Genomic DNA, 18179 nt, shown 5'->3' with positions numbered 1-18179 from the left:
GAACCTGCACGGGATCACTTCTCCGCGATCAGCGGGTCGATCATCTTGCGCAGCTTCTCCGCGTCGAGCGCCATCAGCGCGCGGGCCGCGATCTTCCCGTCCCGGTCGAGCACGATCGTGGAGGGGATGGACTGCGGGTTGAGACTTCCCCGGGGGAAGCCGTTGACGATGAGCTTGCCCGTCGGGTCGTACAGACTCGGGTAGGGGACGCCGTAGTCCTTCTCGAACGCGAGCGCCGGGCCCTTGTTGGCGTCCCGGGTGTTGATCCCGACGAACGCCACGCCCTTCGACTCGGTCTCCTTGGCGACCTTCGCGAAGTGCGGGGCCTCGGCGCGGCAGGGCGGGCACCACGAGCCCCATACGTTCATCACGACGATCTTGCCCTTGAGGTCGGCGACGTCGAGCCGCTGGCCCTCCAGGGTCTCGCCCGCGAGCCGGTTGGCGGGCTTGCGGTCGGCTGCCGCGACGGTCGAGATGCCACCCGTGTTCGTGACGAAGTTGGTGTCACCACCGCCACCGGACTTGCCGCCGCCCCCGCAGGCCGAGAGCGTCAGGGCCGCCACGCCGACGACAACCGGCGGGAGGGCGCGGAATCGTCGCTCGGAGCGGCGTCGGGAAGCGCGGCCTGAGTTCATGTGAAAAGTTTCGCATGGGCGATTCAGGGATCTTGCGCACCCCCCTGGCTGCCCGTAAAGCCCGTTGTAAAGGGCCGTGTACGGGCAACAGCCGGGGGTCCGCGCGACGATCCGCTCAGCCGGTCCGCTCAGGCGGCCTTCTCAAGCGGCCTTCTCAGGCGGCCTTCTCGTGCTCATGCCTTGAAGAATGCGTTCCAGCCGCCGGCGGGGGCCTGGCCGACCTCCAATGTGCGGAGCTTGTCGAGTACGGCGGGGTCCTGGACATCGAGCCAGTCGGTGAACTGCCGGAACGAGACGAGCCGTACGTCCTTCTTGCCCGCCATCCCCTTCAGCGCCTCCTCCACGGCGTCCATATAGATCCCGCCGTTCCACTGCTCGAAGTGGTTGCCGATGAAGAACGGCGCGCGATTCGATTCGTAGGCACGGCGGAAACCGCCGAGATACGCCTCGGTGGCCTGCTTGCGCCAGCCCGCGTAACGCGAGGTCATGCCGTTCGTCGAATTCTTCGACTGATTCGCCAGAATGTTGTAGTCCATGGAAAGGACCTCGAAACTGTGCCCGGGGAACGGGACTTGCTGCAACGGGAAATCCCAGATCCCCATCTTCTTGTCCGGCCACCGCTGCGTACCGCCGGGCGAACTCGCGTCGTAACGCCAGCCCAGCTTCTTCGCCGTCGGCAGCAGATTCTCCTGGCCGAGCAGACAGGGCGTACGGCTGCCGATCAGTTCCTTGCGGTAATCGAAGGGCAGCGGGTCGAGATCGGTCCAGCCGCTGTTCGTACGCCACTCGGTGACGAAGGACACAGCCTGGTCGATCTCGCTGCGCCACTGCTGCGGGGTCCAGTCGCCGACGCTGCCGGAGCCGGCGCAGAAATGCCCGTTGAAGTGCGTACCGATCTCATGGCCGTCCAGCCATGCCTGGCGGACGTTCTTGAGGGTGTCCTTGATATGGCCGTCGGTGAGATAGCCGATGTCGGAGGCGCCGACGGGGTTGTTCGGCGGGCGGTAGAGCGTCTTCTTCGACTCGGGCAGCAGATAGAGGCCGGAGAGGAAGAAGGTCATCGCCGCGTCGTGGTTCTTGGCGAGTTCCAGAAAGCGGGGGAAGAGACCGTTGCCGACCTCACCGGCTCCGTCCCAGGAGAAGATCACGAACTGCGGCGGGGTCTGGCCGGGTTCCAGGGGGACCGGGGCGGCCGGCTGGTGCGGCTGCTTTCCCGTGTCGGAAGTGGAACCGTCGCCTATGAGACGGACCTCCTTGGCGAGGGGGCGCGCACTGCCCGTCGCGCCTCCGCTCTCACCGCCCTTGCCCACGCCCGCGTGCCGGACCGAACCGCTCTCACCGGTGGAGCAGCCCGCGATCCCGATCGCGGCAGCCGCTCCAATTCCCGCTCCGAGTAGACTCCTTCGGCTGATGTCGCGCATACCGTTCCCATCCGCGCTCGTCTGGTGCGTATGCCGCTTGTAAAAGTCTTACAAGCGGCAACACCAGAGATGAGAGAGCGAACGGGGAGGTTCCTGTAATTGTCATATCTTTACTGATCTTCACTGATGTATCAGTGGATATGACAGAAAGTGATCAGCGGAACGCGAGCGGGCGTCAGTTCGGAGCGAGCGCCGGTTCCCGCGCATTCAGGCGCCGAAGGCTTTGGTGCCGCCCTTGACCGGCCGGGCGCCGGCGAGCAGATGTGCCGGGACAAGATCGCGGGCGGGCTCGGAGTAGCCGACGGAGACGATCTTGTCGCCCTGATAGGTGAAACTGGTCAGGGACGCGAGCGTGCACTGCCGGCGGCGCGGGTCGTGCCACAGCCGGCGCCGCTCGACGAAGCTCCGCACGATCCAGATCGGCAGCTGATGGCTGACGCAGACCGCCTCGTGCCCGCGGGCCGCGTCGCGCGCGGCGTTCAGGGCGCCCATCATCCGTACGACCTGCTCGATGTACGGCTCGCCCCAGGACGGCCGGAACGGGTTGGTGAGATACCTCCAGTTCCCGGGCCTGCGCAGCGCGCCGTCTCCGACCCCGAAGGCCTTGCCCTCGAAGACGTTCGCGGCCTCGATCAGCCGGTCGTCGGTGTCGAGGGCCAGTCCGTGGCTCTTGGCGACGGGGGCCGCGGTCTCCTGCGCGCGCTCCAGGGGGGAGGCGACGACGTAGGCGATGTCACGGTCCGCGAGGTACTCCGCGACCCGGTCGGCCATCTGCCTGCCCAGCTCGGAGAGGTGGTAGCCGGGGCGCCGGCCGTAGAGGACACCGTCCGGATTGTGCACTTCGCCGTGGCGCACGAGATGGACGACGGTGATCTCTTCGCTCGTGCTCATGCGGCGTTCTCCGGATCGGTGGGCTCGGGTGCGCCGGTCCCGGCGCCGATGGTGTCGGGGGCGCTGGGCTCGGGGGCGCTGGGCTCGGGGGCGCTGGGCTCGGGGGCGGTCGCTTCGGCGGCGGCGCGTGCGGCGGCCGGCAGCGCGGCGGCGATCCGCTCGATCGCACGGTCGTCGTGGGCGGTGGAGACGAACCAGGACTCGAAGGAGGACGGCGGCAGATACACGCCGTCGGCCAGCAGCGAGTGGAAGAAGGGGGTGAAGCGGAACGACTCCTGCTTCTTGGCACCCTCGTAGTCGTGGACCTCGTCGGCGGTGAAGAAGACGGAGAACATGTTGCTCGCCGTCTGTACGCGATGGGCCACGCCCTCCTTGCTGAGCGCGTCCGTCACCAGCCCCTGGATCTGCCGCGAGACGGCGTCGATCTTCGCGTACGCCGCGTCGTCGAGCAGCCGCAGCTGCGCGAGGCCCGCGGCGGTGGCGACCGGGTTCCCGGAGAGCGTGCCCGCCTGGTAGACGGGGCCCGCGGGGGCGAGCCGCCCCATGATGTCGGCGCGCCCGCCGAACGCGGCGGCCGGGAACCCGCCGCCCATGACCTTGCCGAAGGTCATCAGATCGGGCACGACGCCGTCGACGCCGTACCAGCCGGCCTTCGACGTACGGAACCCGGTCATCACCTCGTCCGAGATGTAGAGCGCGCCGTCGGCGGCGCAGAGCTCCTTGAGCCCCGCGTTGAACCCGTCCCTGGGCGGGACGACGCCCATGTTGCCGGGCGAGGCCTCGGTGATCACACAGGCGATCTCACCGGGGTGCGCGGCGAACGCGCGGCGCACGGCCTCAAGATCGTTGTACGGCAGGACGATGGTGTCCCCGGCCTGCGCGCCGGTCACCCCGGGGGTGTCGGGCAGCCCGAGGGTCGCGACCCCGGAGCCCGCCGCGGCGAGCAGCGCGTCGACGTGCCCGTGGTAGCAGCCGGCGAACTTCACGACCTTGGCGCGCCCGGTGAAACCGCGGGCGAGCCGGATGGCGGACATGGTCGCCTCGGTCCCGGACGACACGAGCCGCACCTGCTCGACGGGGCCGACCCGGGCCACGATCTCCTCGGCGAGCGCGACCTCGCCCTCACCGGGCGTACCGAAGGACGTACCGCGGGCGACCGCGGCCTGGACCGCTTCGATGACCTCCGGGTGGGAATGACCGAGAATCATCGGCCCCCAAGAACATACGAGGTCGACATATTCGCGACCGTCCGCATCGATGAGGTATGGACCGTTACCGGACACCATGAACCGGGGCGTACCGCCCACCGCGCGGAAGGCACGGACGGGAGAGTTCACGCCGCCGGGCGTCACGAGGGCCGCACGGTCGAAAAGCGTCTGCGAAACTGGGGCGTCATAGGGGAAGCTCACGGAATCCATGGTGTCAGAGGCTCGGACGTTCTTGCGGACAGGTGTTTCACCGGACGTCCGTGGGGGAGGTCACTGTCACGATGATCGGGTTGCGCGGCCATGGCTGCGAGTGGTCGGGTGGAGATATGCATCGCGGTGGCGGACTGGGCGAGGGAACCGACGACCTCGGTCCCGAGCCTGCCCGGCGTGGAAAGCATCGACGGCGCGAACGTGAGGCGCGGGATCAACCGCCGACAACGCCGGAAAGCAGGAGTGGTGGCCGGGTGGGGGTGACCTACAAATACTTCGGCGCGCCCGACGGAGCCACGGCCGCGCGTGTGCCCATTTCCATGCGCCCGGAGGAGCTGGGCGGCGATGAGCTCGGCATGGGTGGCATGTTCACGAAGATCAAGCCGGAGACGATAGCGGCGATGGTCCTCACGGGCATTCAGGGCCTGCCCCTGTACAAAGTGCCGCCGCTTGAACTGGTCGTGCTGCACCCCGATTACGCGGTGGTCAAACTCCCGATGACGGTGGTGGACCCGCTGCGCGGAATCGGCGAGGAATCCGTGGGCGCGGCGGCCTTCATCTGGTCGACGGTCCCGGACAGGGGCGGCCCGAGGGACGCGTACAACGTCTACCAACTGCTGCACGAATGGCAGGACTTCAGCCACCGGCTGCACGAGGCGGGGCACCAGCCGTACTGCCTGGTGTGGCCCTGACCTGACGTCCGTTCGCCCGGCTGAGGTGAGCCGCGGGGGTCAGCGCCGGGGCGAGATCGCCGGGGCGAGGAGGTCCAGCGCCTCCTCCCAGCGGAACCGGTCCGTGGCTCCCTCCGGCTTCGCGGACTTCGGGCTGTGGGGCCGGTACGACCCCAGCAGAACGCCCATCTCCCGCAGTTGGTCCAGGCTTCGGGCGTACGCGGGGTGCGAGGCCATGGCCGCGTTCACGTACGGGAGGGCCGCGGTCGGAATGCCCAGTCCGTACGCCTCGCACAGGATCCCCAGGGCGAGAGTGTCGGCGATTCCGGCGGCCCACTTGTTGATCGTGTTGAAGGTGGCCGGCGCGACAGCGATGGCGTCCGGGGGCGGCAGCGGGCGTGGGTCGCCGGGGCTGCGCCAGGCCGAGCGGATGGGGTGGCCGGTCTGGGCCTCCACCGCCTCGGCGTCGATGAAGCCGAGCCCTTGCGGGGTGGCGATGACGCCGACGTCCCAATTCGCCTCTTGGGCAGCCGTGATCAGGTTGGCGACGTCGCCGGCGACGCCGGCCGCGCACACGACGACATAAAGGAACGGCTTCTTCGGCTGGTCATTCATCGGCGCGCCCGCGCCCCGGCAGTGGCAACGCGCTCTCCCGTGGTCATGCCCCAGACCCTAACGGCCGGGAGGGCAACGGCGGTTGCGGGACCTCGGCGGCACGGAAGACGCGAGGCGTCCCCGCAGAGTTCACCCAACAGTGCGGCGGGCGCCACTTTTCGCAGGTAGGAGGGGGTGCGCGGCCCTCTGAGTGGGCCCCTCAAGTGGGCCCGGGGACCCTGCGTTTGGGCCCGGCCCCATCCATACGCTGCTCTCGCTCGGGGGTTCGGGGACGGCGTGGGCGAGGAGAACTGATGAGGGGCGCCGACAGGTTGCGCGGATGGCACCGGCACAACCATGGGCTGGGCGACAGGGCGCATCGCGACCTGGGGCAGAGCGGGGCCGAGTACGCGGCGATGGTCGGGGTGGTGTCCCTGGTCGTGGCGGCGATCGTCGGTCTGAGCGTGCCCGCCGACGAGGCGACCGGGCTGAAGAGCGCCGTATGCCGAATACTTCACCCGCTGAGCGGGGCCGAGGCGTGCTCCTCCGGCGACTACGCGGGCGACGGTGACGGCGGAGACGGGGGCGGCGACGGGGGCGGCGGGCCCGGCGGTCCGGGCGATCCCTTCGTACCCAACGGGGATCCGTTCGAGCCCGCTCGGTGCCTGCTGTCCCAGGACCAGACCAAGACCACCGTCGTCATCCAGATCCTCTTCATCAAGATCAGCAGCTCGGAGACGGTCAAGCTCCAGCAGTGGTCGGACGGCACGGTCACCCTGGAGCGCGTGACCGAGGTCGGAGGCGGGGTCACGGCGAGCATCTCCGCCGGCATCCCCGGGCTGAAGGACTGGGGCGGCAGCGCCAAGCTCAGCGGCACCTACCTGGCGGGCAGCGGCAGCGGCGGGCAGTGGCTGTTCAACGGGAACAAGAGCGGCGATCCCCAGGCGGACCTGGCGGCCAATCTTGAGGACGCCCAGCAGTTCACCGAGTACCTCAAGGCGCAGGACAAGTGCAACAGCAGGCCCGCCGGTCCGCGCTCCTCCGAGCTGGGGATGATCTGCGGCTACCACGCGGGCAAGAAGAAGCCCGACCTCGAACCGGAGAAGGCGCCGGACGTCGACATCACCAAGACCTCCACCGAGGCGTCGGGCAATGTGAGCTTCGGCGGGAAGTTCAAGAGCAACGGCAAGGGCGGCAAAGACGCGGGGAAGAGCGACGGCCCCAAGGACCTCGGCAAGATCTCCGGCGAAGTGCTCAACGGCACCATGACCGAGGACGTCGTGGTGATGCGCACCAACACCGGTGTCAACGCCGGGAAGATCACCTTCATCTACACCTTCACCGTCAAGGGCTCGGCCGGCGCGGGCGGCGTCGCCACCGGCGAGAGGATGCAGCAGGTCGCGGTCACGTACGACGCGGCGGCCTATGACGAGGAGGAGAAGAACGACGACCCGCACCACCCGGAGAAGCTGGTCATCACCACCAGCCAGGAAGCCGGGGACGGCGGCGGCGTCAAGGTCGAGGGAGGCGCCAACGCCGGTCCCGTCACCATCGATGTCGGTGGCGGCGGCGGATCCACCGAGTCGCGGATACACACCGAGACGGCCGAGCTCATCCTCGACAACGACACCGACAGCACCACCGTCGAGGACTGGCTGCGCGGGCGTGGCGACGACCCCGCCAGCAACCCGCTGCCCTCCCCCTCCGACGCCGCGGAAGTACCGGACTCGGACGCCGGCCCGCTCGAACACCTCCTGCACAACAAGGGGAAGCTCAGCCGGCTCGACTACGAGGCCAACACCGACTGGTGGAACGCCTCACTCGGCATCGGCTTCGGTATCTCCGCCGGACAGTTCTCCCTCGGCTTCAAACTCTTCGGCATCGACATCACCCACGAGGAGAAGAACCAGACGATCACCGGCGACCCCACCTACGCCACCGGCCCCAAGAACGGCGGCGCCCGGCCCTGGGTCGAATGGAAGAACTGCACGAAGACCAAGCCCATCCCCACCTGACGGACGGAACCGGAGGACAAGGCCGGGGCACGCGCACGGCGAACCGGACGCCACCCCGCCCCGGACGCGGCGCCGCCCGGACGCGCCGCCGCCCCGGCCCCCTCCGGCCCGCCAACTGCGTGGCTGAAAGGCGCGGTTGGACGCCTCGGGCGGATGTCGGAGATGAGCCTTGCTCTCCGTGACGGATCAGTGGCGGACGCGATGACGCGAAGGCATGTGCGGGCTGTTGGCCGCCGCGACATCAGGGGCTGTCTTCACGGCAGCGCCGTCCGCCCGAAGGACGGGCCCGCCGTGTCCACACGAAAGACGCGGGAGCCCGGGCAGAGCCGGCAGCGCCGGGCCGCGCGGCATGGTGCGTGTCCTCCGCAACGGCCTCGCGCCCCGCGCCCGCCCCCGGACCGGGCTCAGTCCTCCCCCTCCAACTCCCCCTCCAACTCCCCCTCGGTCTCCAGGAACACCGCCCGCAGCGCGTCCAGCACCGCCGGGTCGGGCTTCGCCCACATCCCGCGCGACTCCGCCTCCAGCAGCCGTTCCGCGATGCCGTGCAGGGCCCAGGGGTTGGCCTCCTGGAGGAACTCGCGGTTCTCGGGGTCCAGGACGTACGTCTCCGTGAGCTTGTCGTACATCCAGTCCGCGACCACGCCCGTCGTCGCGTCGTACCCGAAGAGGTAGTCGACCGTCGCGGCCAGTTCGAAGGCCCCCTTGTAGCCGTGGCGGCGCATCGCCTCGATCCAGCGGGGGTTGACCACACGGGCGCGGAAGACCCGTGACGTCTCCTCGACCAGCGTGCGCGTACGGACCGTCTCGGGGCGGGTCGAGTCGCCGATGTACGCCTCGGGGGCCGTGCCCTTGAGCGCGCGGACGGTGGCGACCATGCCGCCGTGGTATTGGAAGTAGTCGTCCGAGTCCGCGATGTCGTGCTCGCGGGTGTCGGTGTTCTTGGCGGCCACCGCGATGCGCTTGTACGCGGTCTCCATCTCGTCGCGCGCCGGGCGGCCGTCGAGTTCCCGGCCGTACGCGTAGCCGCCCCACACCGTGTAGACCTCGGCGAGGTCCGCGTCCGTGCGCCAGTCGCGGCTGTCGATGAGCTGGAGGATGCCCGCGCCGTACGTGCCGGGCCGGGAGCCGAAGATACGGGTCGTGGCGCGGCGTTCGTCGCCGTGCTCGGCGAGGTCCGCCTGGGCGTGGGCGCGGATGAAGTTGACGTCGGCCGGCTCGTCCAGCGAGGCCGCGAGCCGTACCGCGTCGTCCAGCAGCCCGATCGCGTGCGGGAACGCGTCACGGAAGAAGCCGCTGATGCGCAGGGTGACGTCGACGCGCGGGCGGCCGAGTTCGGCGGGAGGGATCGCCTCCAGGCCCGTCACCCGGCGCGACGCGTCGTCCCACACCGGGCGGACGCCCAGCAGCGCGAGCGCCTCCGCGATGTCGTCGCCCGAGGTGCGCATGGCGCTCGTACCCCAGAGGGACAGCCCGACGGAGGTCGGCCAGTCGCCGTTGTCGGTGCGGTAGCGGGTGAGGAGGGAGTCGGCGAGTGCCTGGCCGGTCTCCCAGGCGAGCCTGCTCGGTACGGCCTTGGGGTCGACGGAGTAGAAGTTGCGGCCGGTCGGCAGGACGTTGACCAGGCCGCGCAGCGGGGACCCGGACGGGCCCGCCGGTACGAACCCGCCGCTCAGCGCGTGCACCACATGCTCGATCTCGTCGATGGTGCCCGCGAGCCGCGGTACGACCTCGCGCGCCGCGAAGTCGAGGATCGCCGCGACCCCCGCCGGGAGGCCCTCGGCGACGCCCTCCACCGCCGCCGGGTCCCAGTCCGCGTCCTCCATCGCCTGGACGAGCGCGCGGGCCCGCTCCTCCGCCGCGTCGGCGTCGGTACGGGTCGCGGCCGACTCGTCGAGCCCGAGGGCCTCGCGCAGACCGGGCAGGGAGGCCGTACCGCCCCAGATCTGCCGGGCGCGCAGGATCGCCAGGACCAGGTTGACGCGCGCCTCGCCGGCCGGCGCGCCGCCGAGCACATGCAGACCGTCGCGGATCTGCGCGTCCTTGACCTCGCAGAGCCAGCCGTCGACATGGAGCAGGAAGTCGTCGAACCCGTCGTCGTCCGGCCGGTCTTCGAGCCCGAGGTCGTGGTCGAGCTTCGCCGCCTGGATCAGGGTCCAGATCTGGGCGCGGATCGCGGGCAGCTTCGCCGGGTCCATGGACGAGATCGCCGCGTACTCGTCGAGCAGCTGCTCAAGGCGCGCGATGTCGCCGTACGACTCGGCGCGCGCCATCGGCGGTACGAGATGGTCCACGAGCGTGGCGTGCACGCGCCGCTTGGCCTGCGTGCCCTCGCCCGGGTCGTTGACCAGGAACGGGTAGATCAGCGGCAGGTCGCCGAGCGCGGCGTCGGGGGCGCAGGCCGCCGACATTCCCGCGTTCTTGCCGGGCAGCCACTCCAGATTGCCGTGCTTGCCGAGGTGGATCATCGCGTCGGCGCCGAAGCCGCCGTCCTCGCGGGCGGCCTGGATCCAGCGGTAGGCCGCCAAGTAGTGGTGCGAGGGCGGCAGATCGGGGTCGTGGTAGATCGCGATGGGGTTCTCGCCGAAGCCGCGCGGCGGCTGGATGAGGATCAGCAGATTGCCGCGCCGCAGGGCGGCGAGCACGATGTCGCCGTCCGGGTCCCCGCCCGCGCCGACGCGGCTGCGGTCGAGGAACATCTCACCGGGCGGCGGCCCCCAGTGCCGCTCCACCGACTCGCGCAGCTCGGCGGGGAGTTGGCCGTACCACCGCCGGTAGTCGGCGGCCGGGATACGGACCGGGTTACGGGCGAGCTGCTCCTCGGTCAGCCACTCCTGGTCATGGCCGCCGGCCTCGATGAGGGCGTAGATCAGCTCGTCGCCGTCGCCGGACGCCAGCCCGGGGACGGGCTCGGAACCGAAGTCGTAGCCCTCCTCGTCCAGCCGGCGCAGCAGGGACACCGCGCTGGCGGGGGTGTCGAGACCGACGGCGTTGCCGATACGGGAGTGCTTGGTGGGGTACGCGGAGAGGACCAGCGCGACGCGCTTCTCGGCGTTCGTGACATACCGCAGCCTGGCGTGGCGTACGGCGATCCCGGCCACGCGGGCGGCCCGCTCGGGGTCGGCGACGTAGACCGGCAGACCGTCCGGGTCCAGCTCCTTGAAGGAGAACGGGACGGTGATCAGGCGGCCGTCGAACTCCGGCACCGCGACCTGCGAGGCGGCGTCCAGCGGGGACAGCCCCTCGTCGCTCTCTTCCCAGGCGGCGCGGCTGCCGGTGAGGCAGAGGGCCTGGAGGATCGGTACGTCGAGCGCGGCGAGCGCCCCCGCGTCCCATGCCTCGTCGTCCCCGCCCGCCGACGCCTCGGCGGGTTTGGTGCCGCCGGCCGCGAGCACGGTCGTGACGATGGCGTCGGCCTCGCGCAGGGCCACCAGCAGCTCGGCCTCGGGCGCGCGCAGGGAGGAGACGTAGAGCGGGAGGGCGCGGGCGTCGGCGGCCTCGACGGCCTCGCACAGCGTGTCCACGAAGGCGGTGTTCCCGCTGAGGTGGTGCGCGCGGTAGTAGAGCACGGCGACCGTCGGCCGGTCGGCGCCCGGCGCGGTGGCCCGTACCGGACGGGGCACCCGGCCCCAGGTGGGCGCGGCGGCGGGCGGCTCGAAGCCGTGGCCGGTGAGCAGGACCGTGTCGGAGAGGAACCGCGCGAGCTGGTCCAGGTTGGCCGGACCGCCGTGCGCGAGATAGGCGTGCGCCTCGGCCGCGATACCGATGGGGACGGTCGACGCCTCCATCAGCTGGGCGTCGGGGGCCTGTTCACCGGTGAGGACCACGACGGGCCGGTCGCCCGCGAGCAGCAGGTCGATCCCGTCCTGCCAGGCGCGCAGCCCGCCGAGGAGCCGTACGACCACGAGGTCGGCGCCGTCGAGCAGCGCGGGCAGTTCGTCGAGCGCGAGCCGGGCGGGGTTGGCGAAGCGGTACGGGACGGGCCCGCCCGCCGCGTTCGCCGCGCGGGCGCTCAGCAGATCGGTGTCGGACGTCGACAGGAGCAGAAGCATGCGGCGTCTGGCCTTCCTCGGGGTCCGCGCCCCGGGCGAGGTGTGGAGGACGGCGGGAGTTCCTGGCTCGCCCGGCTGCTGCCGGACTCACAGTGGCGGGACCGCGCCGGGTTCGCACCGGGCTTCCTCCCCAAGACGCCGTCGCTGGCGTTGACGGGCCTGGGCAGACCCGTCGTCTGCATAGTAAGTGCTGAGGTCACGGGCGGGGGAGGGTGCCTGGAACGCGGGCCGGTAGGAGGCCGATACGAGGCTGATACGGGCCCGACAGGGGCGGGAGCGGGCCGGGCGGTGGCCGGACGGTGGCTGGGTGATGGCTGGATGGCGACCGGGCGGGTGACCGGGCGATGGCTGGGTGGCGAGCGGCGCCGTGGCCGGCCGTGGTGGCCGGAGAGGCGGCCCGGCGGCGGGACGGGAGCGGGCGTGGGCGCGTGGGTATGCTCGCCGCCATGCCGCCCACCTCGCCAACACCCGTGAACCGGGACGAAGCGCCCCCGCGGGCCGCCGTACGGGAGTCCTCGCAGGAGTCCGTACGGGCCCCTCTGCGGGAGCGCGGCGACGCCTGCCCCGGCGCGCTGCGGCTGCACACCGCGGACGACGGCCGGCTGGCCCGGTTGCGGCTGCCCGCCGGACTTTTGACGGTCCGTCAGGCGGAGGTACTGGCGGACGCGGCGGAGCGGCTGGGCGACGGACATCTGGACCTCACCTCCCGCGGCAATGTGCAACTGCGCGGCCTGGACGACGTGGGCGGGAACCGCGGCGCGGAACTCGCCGGGCTGCTGCACGAGGCCGGGCTGCTGCCCTCGGAGACCCACGAGCGGGTACGGAACATCGTGGCGTCACCGCTGGCCGGGCTCGACGAACTCCCGTCCGCCGACGTCCAGTTGTGGGCGCGTGAGCTGGACGGGCTGCTGTGCGCGAGCGCGCGGGCGGCGGCGCTCTCCGGGCGGTTCCTCTTCGCGCTGGACGACGGACGCGGTGATGTGGCGGCCCTCGGCGCCGATGTGACGTTGCTCGCACGCGGGGACGAGTCGGTTGTCGTACGTATCGGGGCAAACAGGTCGGGCTTGCGCGTGACCCCCGAGGACGCACCGCGCGCGGCCCTGTTGGCGGCGGAGACGTTTCTCACGGTCGCGGAGGCGAGTGGCTCGGGGGCGTGGCGGGTACGGGAATTGCCCGCCGAGTACGGCCGGGGGCTGGAGGCGGCGGTACGGGCGGGGCTGGGGGACGCCGGGATCGGGACGGAGTACGTGACGGGGGCGGAGGCGGCGGGTGCGGGGCCGAACCACCCGGGTCCGGGCTCGGGCTCGGGCTCGGGCTCGGGCTCGGGCTCGGAAGAGGAGCTTCCCATTCCGGACCCCGTTCCGGATCACGTTCCGAGCCCTGCTCCTCGTCCCGTTCCGAGCCCTGCGTCCGGTCCCGTTCCAGGTCCCGTTCCTGGCCTCGTACCGTCGCCCGACGGGACCATGGCCCTCTCCGTCCACGCCCGCCTCGGCCGGCTGACCGTGGCGCAGTGGCGGCTGCTCGCGGCGGCGGCGAACGGACCGCTGCGCGTGACCCCGTGGCGCGGAGTGATCGTGCCGGGGGTGGCTCCGGCAGCGGCCGGCTCCGCCCTGGACCGGCTCCGTACGGCCGGGCTGATCACCGGCCCAGGCTCCCCCTGGCACGGCGTCGGCGCCTGCACCGGCCGGCCCGGCTGCGCGAAGGCGCTGGCGGACGTACGGTCCGACGCGGCGGCGGCCGTGTCCCACGGCTCGGGCGGCCTGCCCGTCTACTGGTCGGGGTGCGCACGCCGCTGCGGCCATCCGCGGGGCCGGTGGGTGGATGTGGTCGCGACGGGCGAAGGCCGTTACGACATCTCCGTACAGGGAGACGCCCCGGACACCACCCCGAAGTCCCCCACCACAGGACCGGAACTCGCCGACGCGGTTGCGGCGGCACGCACAACCCCTTTGACGAGTTCGACGAGTTCGACGAGTTCGACGAGATGAGCGAGAAGACCACGGTGTCCACAGTGCCCACAGGGTTCGAGTACGAGAAGGACGGCGCGGCGATATACCGCCAGTCCTTCGCCACGATCCGCGCCGAGGCGGACCTCACCGGGCTGCCGGCCGAGGTCTCCCAGGTCGCGGTGCGGATGATCCACGCCTGCGGCATGGTCGACCTGGTCCGCGACCTCGCCTTCAGCCCCGGTGTGGTGGTCCGCGCCCGCGAGGCGCTGCGCGCGGGCGCGCCCGTGCTGTGCGATGTGGCGATGGTCGCCAGCGGGGTCACCCGCAAACGGCTGCCCGCGGACAACGAGGTCGTCTGCACCCTCTCCGATCCGTCGGTGCCCGCGCTCGCCGCCGAGCTGGGAACGACACGCAGCGCCGCCGCGCTGGAGCTGTGGCGGGACCGGATGGAAGGCGCGGTGGTGGCCGTCGGCAACGCGCCGACCGCCCTCTTCCGGCTGCTGGAGATGATCGAGGACGGCGCCCCGCGCCCGGCGGCGGTCATCGGAGTGCCGGTCGGTTTCATCGGCGCGGCCGAGTCCAAGGACGCGCTCGCCGGACACCACTCCGGCCTGGAACACCTGGTCGTACGGGGACGGCGTGGCGGCAGTGCCCTCGCCGCCGCGGCCGTCAACGCGATCGCGAGCGAGGAAGAATGAGCGCCCGGAGCATCACCGACGAGCAGGGCGCGGACGTCCGGGCGGCGGACACGGGACGCCGGGCGGGCACGGACGCGGGCACGGACGTCCGGGCGGACGCGGGCACGGACGTCCGGCCGGACGCGGGCACGAACGCGGGCACGTCCGTGGGCCGGCTGTACGGGGTCGGTCTGGGGCCGGGAGACCCGTCCCTGATGACCGTACGGGCCGTACGGGTCATCGCCGAGGCCGATGTGATCGCGTATCACAGCGCCCGCCACGGCCGGTCCATAGCCCGGTCCATAGCCGCCGAGCATCTGCGCGCCGATCACATCGAGGAGCCGCTGGTCTACCCGGTCACGACCGGGACCACCGACCACCCCGGCGGCTACCAGGGCGCGATGGACGAGTTCTACGCCGAGTCGGCCGCCCGGCTCGCCGCCCATCTGGACGCCGGGCGGACGGTCGCGGTGCTCGCGGAGGGCGATCCGCTCTTCTACGGCTCGTACATGCATATGCACAAGCGGCTGGCCGCCCGCTATCCGACCGAGGTCATCCCCGGTGTGACGTCCGTGAGCGCGGCGGCGGCGCGGCTCGGTACCCCGCTCGTCGAGGGCGAGGAGGTGCTGACGGTCCTGCCGGGCACGCTGCCGGAGGAGGAGCTGACGGCCCGGCTGGCCTCGGCGGACTCGGCGGTGGTGATGAAGCTCGGCCGTACGTTCCCGGCCGTACGGCGGGCGGTCGAGCGGGCGGGCCGGCTGGCCGACGCGCGGTACGTCGAGCGCGCCACGATGAGCGGTGAACGCACCGGGGCGCTGGCCGACACGGACCCGGAATCGGTCCCGTACTTCTCGGTGGCGGTGCTGCCGAGCCGCGTCGCCGCGCGTGCGGCAGCGGGGTCGGCCGAGGAACCGGCTGAACGCACCTCCGGCGAGGCGAGCGGTCAAACGGCCGGCGGGGCGACCGGCGCCGTCACCGGCGCTGTCACCGGCGCGTTCACCGGCGGGGCGACCGGCGCGGTCACCGGCGAGGCGACGGGTGACGTGGTGGTCGTGGGGACGGGCCCGGCCGGGCCGCTGTGGCTCACGCCCGAGACGCGCGGCGCGCTCGCCGCCGCCCAGGATCTCGTCGGCTACACCACCTATCTGGACCGTGTTCCGGTCCGCCCCGGCCAGCGGCGCCACGGCTCCGACAACAAGGTGGAGTCGGAGCGCGCGGAGTTCGCCCTCGACCTCGCCCGGCGGGGCCGGCGCGTGGCCGTGGTCTCCGGCGGCGACCCGGGGGTCTTCGCGATGGCCACGGCCGTACTGGAGGCCGCGTCCGCCGATCCGTACCGGGATGTGCCCGTACGCGTACTCCCGGGGGTGACGGCGGCCAACGCCGCCGCGGCCCGGGTCGGCGCGCCGCTCGGCCACGACTACGCCGTGCTCTCGCTCTCCGACCGGCTCAAGCCGTGGGAGGTCATCGCGGAACGGCTGCACGCGGCGGCGGGCGCGGATCTGGTGCTGGCGCTCTACAACCCCGGTTCCGCCAGCCGGACCTGGCAGGTCGGCAAGGCCCGCGAACTCCTCCTGGAACACCGCGCGCCCGACACCCCCGTCGTCCTCGGCCGGGATGTGGGCGGGCCGGAGGAGAGCGTACGGATCGTGCGGCTGGCCGATCTCGATCCGGCGCAGGTCGACATGCGGACGATCCTGCTGGTCGGCTCGTCGCGGACGGTGACCGCGCGGCGGGGCGAGGACGGGGACGAGACGGTGGTGTGGACGCCGCGCCGCTACCCGGAGAGCCCGGAAAGCCCTGGGGGCACGGTCAGCCCCGGAAACCCGGGAAGCTGAGCCAGCCACTCCACCGCGCCCTCGACGGTGGCCACCGGGACCACCCCCTCGGGGACGGCCGGCCGCCGGACGACCACGACCGGTATCCCCGCCTCGCGGGCGGCCGTGAGCTTGGGCGCGGTGGCGGCGCCGCCGCTGTCCTTCGTCACCACGACGTCGATGCGATGGCGGCGCAGGATCTCCCGCTCGCCGTCGAGGGTGAACGGCCCCCGGTCCAGGAGCACTTCCGTACGGGCCGGGCACGGAGGTTCCGGGGCGTCCACGGACCGTACGAGGAACCACACCGCGTCGAGGTGCTCGAAGGCGGCGAGCCCCATCCGCCCGGTGGTGAGGAAGACTCGCGCGCACCGCAGCGCGGCCAGCTTCCCGGCGGCCTCCGCCAGGGAGCCGGCCGTATGCCAGTCGTCACCGGCGACCGGCACCCACGAGGGGCGGCGCAGGGAGAGGAGGGGAACATGGGTGAGCCGGGCGGCATGTGCCGCGTTGCGGCTGATGGTGTCGGCGAAGGGATGGGTGGCGTCGATGAGCGCGTCCACGCGGTGCTCGCGCAGCCAGCGCGCCAGCCCCTCCGCGCCCCCGAACCCGCCGATCCGTACGTCTCCTGGCGGCGGCACGGGCCGGGCGACCCGGCCGGCGAGGGAGCTGGTGACACGGAGAGGGGCCCGGCCGTGCAGGCGCTCGGCGAGCCGGCGCGACTCGGTCGTACCGCCGAGGATCAGCACATGGGCCGGGGCCGGCTTCGGGAGCGGGGTCGGTTCACTCATCGTCGGCGGGTCTTTCCATGACGGGGTCTTTCCATGACTGACGGCGGGAAGGGCGGGCGCGCCGCCCAACTCAAGCACACCGGTCTGCGGCCTGGCTGGACGACCGGCGCGTGCGCGACGGCGGGCACGACCGCCGCGTACACGGCGCTGCTGACCGGCGAGTTCCCCGACCCGGTGACGATCACGCTGCCCAAGGGCCAGACGCCGTCCTTCGCGCTCGCCTCGGAGTGCCTGACCACCGGTGACCGGGCCATGGCGGCCGTGGTCAAGGACGCGGGCGACGACCCCGACGTCACGCACGCCGCCGTGATCCGTACGACCGTACGGCTGCTGCCGCCGGGCGCGGGGGTCGTCTTCCGCGCGGGCCCGGGTGTGGGTACGGTCACCCGCGCCGGACTCCCCCTGGACGTGGGCGAACCGGCGATCAACCCGGTCCCGCGTCAGCTGATGCGCGCCCATGTGGCGGAGGTGGCGGCCCGCCACGGCGGCACGGGCGATGTGGAGATCACCGTCTCCGTCGACAACGGCGCGGAGATCGCCCGCTCCACCTGGAACCCACGCCTGGGCATCCTGGGCGGCCTCTCCATACTCGGCACGACGGGCATCGTCGTCCCGTACTCCTGCTCCGCCTGGATCGACTCGATCAGACGCGGCGTGGACGTGGCCCGCGCGGCGGGCCGTACGCATGTGGCGGGCTGTACGGGATCGACCTCCGAGAAGACGGTCCTCGCGGCCTACGGCCTCCCCGAGGACGCCCTCCTGGACATGGGTGACTTCGTGGGCGCCGTACTCAAATACATCCGCCGCCACCCCGTCGACCGCCTCACCCTCTGCGGCGGCTTCGCCAAACTCTCCAAACTGGCGGCGGGCCACCTCGACCTCCACTCGGCCCGCTCCCAGGTGGACAAGCCCTTCCTCGCCCAACTGGCCCTGACGGCAGGCGCGGACGCGCCGCTGGCGGAGCGGGTGACAGCGGCCAACACGGGCCTGGAAGCACTCCGCCTGTGCCAGTCCCGGCACATACCGCTGGGCGACGAGGTCGCGAGACGGGCACGCGACGAGGCACTACGGGTGCTGCGCGGAGCGCCGGTGGAGGTGGACGTGATCTGTATCGACAGGGCGGGCACGGTAGTGGGCCGCAGCGATCCCGCGTGACCGCGCGAGCCCCCGCACATCGGTTGTACGTCACTCACCAGCACCTTTTCGGCACTCCTCGGACCCGAATCCGCAAAGGCCGAGCACGACGGAGGCCCCAAGCCG

General features: G+C 71.8%; 12 protein-coding genes, 1 pseudogene and 1 riboswitch. Of the genes and pseudogenes, 6 read left to right on the top strand and 7 right to left on the bottom strand.

Features of this window, described 5'->3' with window-relative positions; genetic code table 11:
* Nucleotides 1-14 precede the first annotated feature (14 nt).
* The 4 genes and pseudogenes from ACZ7LS_RS33265 to hemL form a co-directional block, all read right to left on the bottom strand.
* Nucleotides 15-635: a TlpA family protein disulfide reductase gene (locus ACZ7LS_RS33265; protein WP_385134583.1), complete on the bottom strand. Its 621-nt coding sequence runs from the start codon at nt 633-635 to the stop codon at nt 15-17.
* A 173-nt stretch (nt 636-808) separates the two neighbouring features.
* Nucleotides 809-2056 (bottom strand): polysaccharide deacetylase family protein, encoded by a 1248-nt coding sequence (locus ACZ7LS_RS33260; protein ID WP_385134581.1) that lies wholly within the window; start codon nt 2054-2056, stop codon nt 809-811.
* A 207-nt stretch (nt 2057-2263) separates the two neighbouring features.
* On the bottom strand, nt 2264-2947 hold the full coding sequence (locus ACZ7LS_RS33255; protein WP_385134579.1) for a histidine phosphatase family protein: 684 nt from the start codon (nt 2945-2947) through the stop codon (nt 2264-2266).
* Between the two features lie 104 nt (nt 2948-3051).
* Nucleotides 3052-4365 (bottom strand): annotated as a pseudogene (gene hemL / locus ACZ7LS_RS33250) (glutamate-1-semialdehyde 2,1-aminomutase); the annotation flags it as partial.
* Nucleotides 4366-4481: 116 nt separating this feature from the next.
* Here hemL and ACZ7LS_RS33245 point away from each other — a divergent pair.
* Nucleotides 4482-5057 (top strand): hypothetical protein, encoded by a 576-nt coding sequence (locus ACZ7LS_RS33245; protein ID WP_382525785.1) that lies wholly within the window; start codon nt 4482-4484, stop codon nt 5055-5057.
* Between the two features lie 39 nt (nt 5058-5096).
* On the opposite strand, the gene ACZ7LS_RS33240 is transcribed toward ACZ7LS_RS33245, so the two are convergent.
* A complete protein-coding gene (locus tag ACZ7LS_RS33240) occupies nt 5097-5651 on the bottom strand; it encodes a flavoprotein (protein ID WP_385134577.1) in 555 nt (184 codons plus the stop codon).
* Nucleotides 5652-5944: 293 nt separating this feature from the next.
* Between ACZ7LS_RS33240 and ACZ7LS_RS33235 the strand changes: the two genes are divergently transcribed.
* Entirely contained in the window at nt 5945-7645 is a 1701-nt protein-coding gene (locus tag ACZ7LS_RS33235) for a hypothetical protein (protein WP_385134576.1), read from the top strand.
* 404 nt (nt 7646-8049) lie between these two features.
* Here ACZ7LS_RS33235 and cobN read toward each other — a convergent pair whose 3' ends face one another.
* Nucleotides 8050-11694 carry a cobaltochelatase subunit CobN gene (gene cobN / locus ACZ7LS_RS33230; RefSeq protein WP_385134574.1) on the bottom strand — a complete coding sequence of 1215 codons (3645 nt, stop codon included), beginning with the start codon at nt 11692-11694 and terminating at the stop codon, nt 8050-8052.
* 37 nt (nt 11695-11731) lie between these two features.
* Nucleotides 11732-11883, bottom strand: a riboswitch (cobalamin riboswitch).
* A 257-nt stretch (nt 11884-12140) separates the two neighbouring features.
* Here cobN and cobG point away from each other — a divergent pair.
* Genes cobG through ACZ7LS_RS33215 form a run of 3 tightly spaced genes read left to right on the top strand, consistent with a single transcriptional unit; the run spans nt 12141 to nt 16155 of the window.
* Entirely contained in the window at nt 12141-13682 is a 1542-nt protein-coding gene (gene cobG / locus ACZ7LS_RS33225; protein ID WP_385134572.1) for a precorrin-3B synthase, read from the top strand.
* Nucleotides 13679-14341: a precorrin-8X methylmutase gene (locus ACZ7LS_RS33220; protein ID WP_385134571.1), complete on the top strand. Its 663-nt coding sequence runs from the start codon at nt 13679-13681 to the stop codon at nt 14339-14341. Before cobG ends, ACZ7LS_RS33220 begins: the two co-directional genes overlap by 4 nt.
* The gene (locus ACZ7LS_RS33215) at nt 14338-16155 is read left to right on the top strand and encodes a precorrin-2 C(20)-methyltransferase (protein ID WP_385134569.1); all 1818 of its coding nucleotides are present in this window, start codon (nt 14338-14340) and stop codon (nt 16153-16155) included. The genes ACZ7LS_RS33220 and ACZ7LS_RS33215 overlap by 4 nt, the downstream gene beginning before the upstream one ends.
* Here the strand turns inward: ACZ7LS_RS33215 and ACZ7LS_RS33210 are convergent.
* A complete protein-coding gene (locus ACZ7LS_RS33210) occupies nt 16095-16919 on the bottom strand; it encodes a cobalt-precorrin-6A reductase (protein ID WP_385134568.1) in 825 nt (274 codons plus the stop codon). The two genes, ACZ7LS_RS33215 and ACZ7LS_RS33210, sit on opposite strands and share 61 nt — an antisense overlap.
* A gap of 33 nt (nt 16920-16952) precedes the next feature.
* On the opposite strand from ACZ7LS_RS33210, the gene ACZ7LS_RS33205 reads away from it, so the two are divergent.
* Nucleotides 16953-18074 carry a cobalt-precorrin-5B (C(1))-methyltransferase gene (locus ACZ7LS_RS33205; RefSeq protein WP_385134567.1) on the top strand — a complete coding sequence of 374 codons (1122 nt, stop codon included), beginning with the start codon at nt 16953-16955 and terminating at the stop codon, nt 18072-18074.
* The last annotated feature ends 105 nt before the right edge of the window (nt 18075-18179 follow it).

The organism is Streptomyces sp. NPDC039430 (genome assembly GCF_055639435.1).
This window is presented reverse-complemented; position numbering and strand designations above follow the sequence as displayed.

What these genes read in the sequence shown, in the direction of transcription:
- ACZ7LS_RS33260 (WP_385134581.1), bottom strand. Translation starts at nt 2,056, where the DNA reads ATGCGCGACATCAGCCGAAGGAGTCTACTCGGAGCGGGAATTGGAGCG.
- ACZ7LS_RS33220 (WP_385134571.1), top strand. Translation starts at nt 13,679, where the DNA reads ATGAGCGAGAAGACCACGGTGTCCACAGTGCCCACAGGGTTCGAGTAC.
- ACZ7LS_RS33255 (WP_385134579.1), bottom strand. Translation starts at nt 2,947, where the DNA reads ATGAGCACGAGCGAAGAGATCACCGTCGTCCATCTCGTGCGCCACGGC.
- ACZ7LS_RS33240 (WP_385134577.1), bottom strand. Translation starts at nt 5,651, where the DNA reads ATGAATGACCAGCCGAAGAAGCCGTTCCTTTATGTCGTCGTGTGCGCG.
- ACZ7LS_RS33235 (WP_385134576.1), top strand. Translation starts at nt 5,945, where the DNA reads ATGAGGGGCGCCGACAGGTTGCGCGGATGGCACCGGCACAACCATGGG.
- cobN (WP_385134574.1), bottom strand. Translation starts at nt 11,694, where the DNA reads ATGCTTCTGCTCCTGTCGACGTCCGACACCGATCTGCTGAGCGCCCGC.
- ACZ7LS_RS33265 (WP_385134583.1), bottom strand. Translation starts at nt 635, where the DNA reads ATGAACTCAGGCCGCGCTTCCCGACGCCGCTCCGAGCGACGATTCCGC.
- ACZ7LS_RS33245 (WP_382525785.1), top strand. Translation starts at nt 4,482, where the DNA reads ATGCATCGCGGTGGCGGACTGGGCGAGGGAACCGACGACCTCGGTCCC.
- ACZ7LS_RS33215 (WP_385134569.1), top strand. Translation starts at nt 14,338, where the DNA reads ATGAGCGCCCGGAGCATCACCGACGAGCAGGGCGCGGACGTCCGGGCG.
- ACZ7LS_RS33210 (WP_385134568.1), bottom strand. Translation starts at nt 16,919, where the DNA reads ATGAGTGAACCGACCCCGCTCCCGAAGCCGGCCCCGGCCCATGTGCTG.
- ACZ7LS_RS33205 (WP_385134567.1), top strand. Translation starts at nt 16,953, where the DNA reads ATGACTGACGGCGGGAAGGGCGGGCGCGCCGCCCAACTCAAGCACACC.
- cobG (WP_385134572.1), top strand. Translation starts at nt 12,141, where the DNA reads ATGCCGCCCACCTCGCCAACACCCGTGAACCGGGACGAAGCGCCCCCG.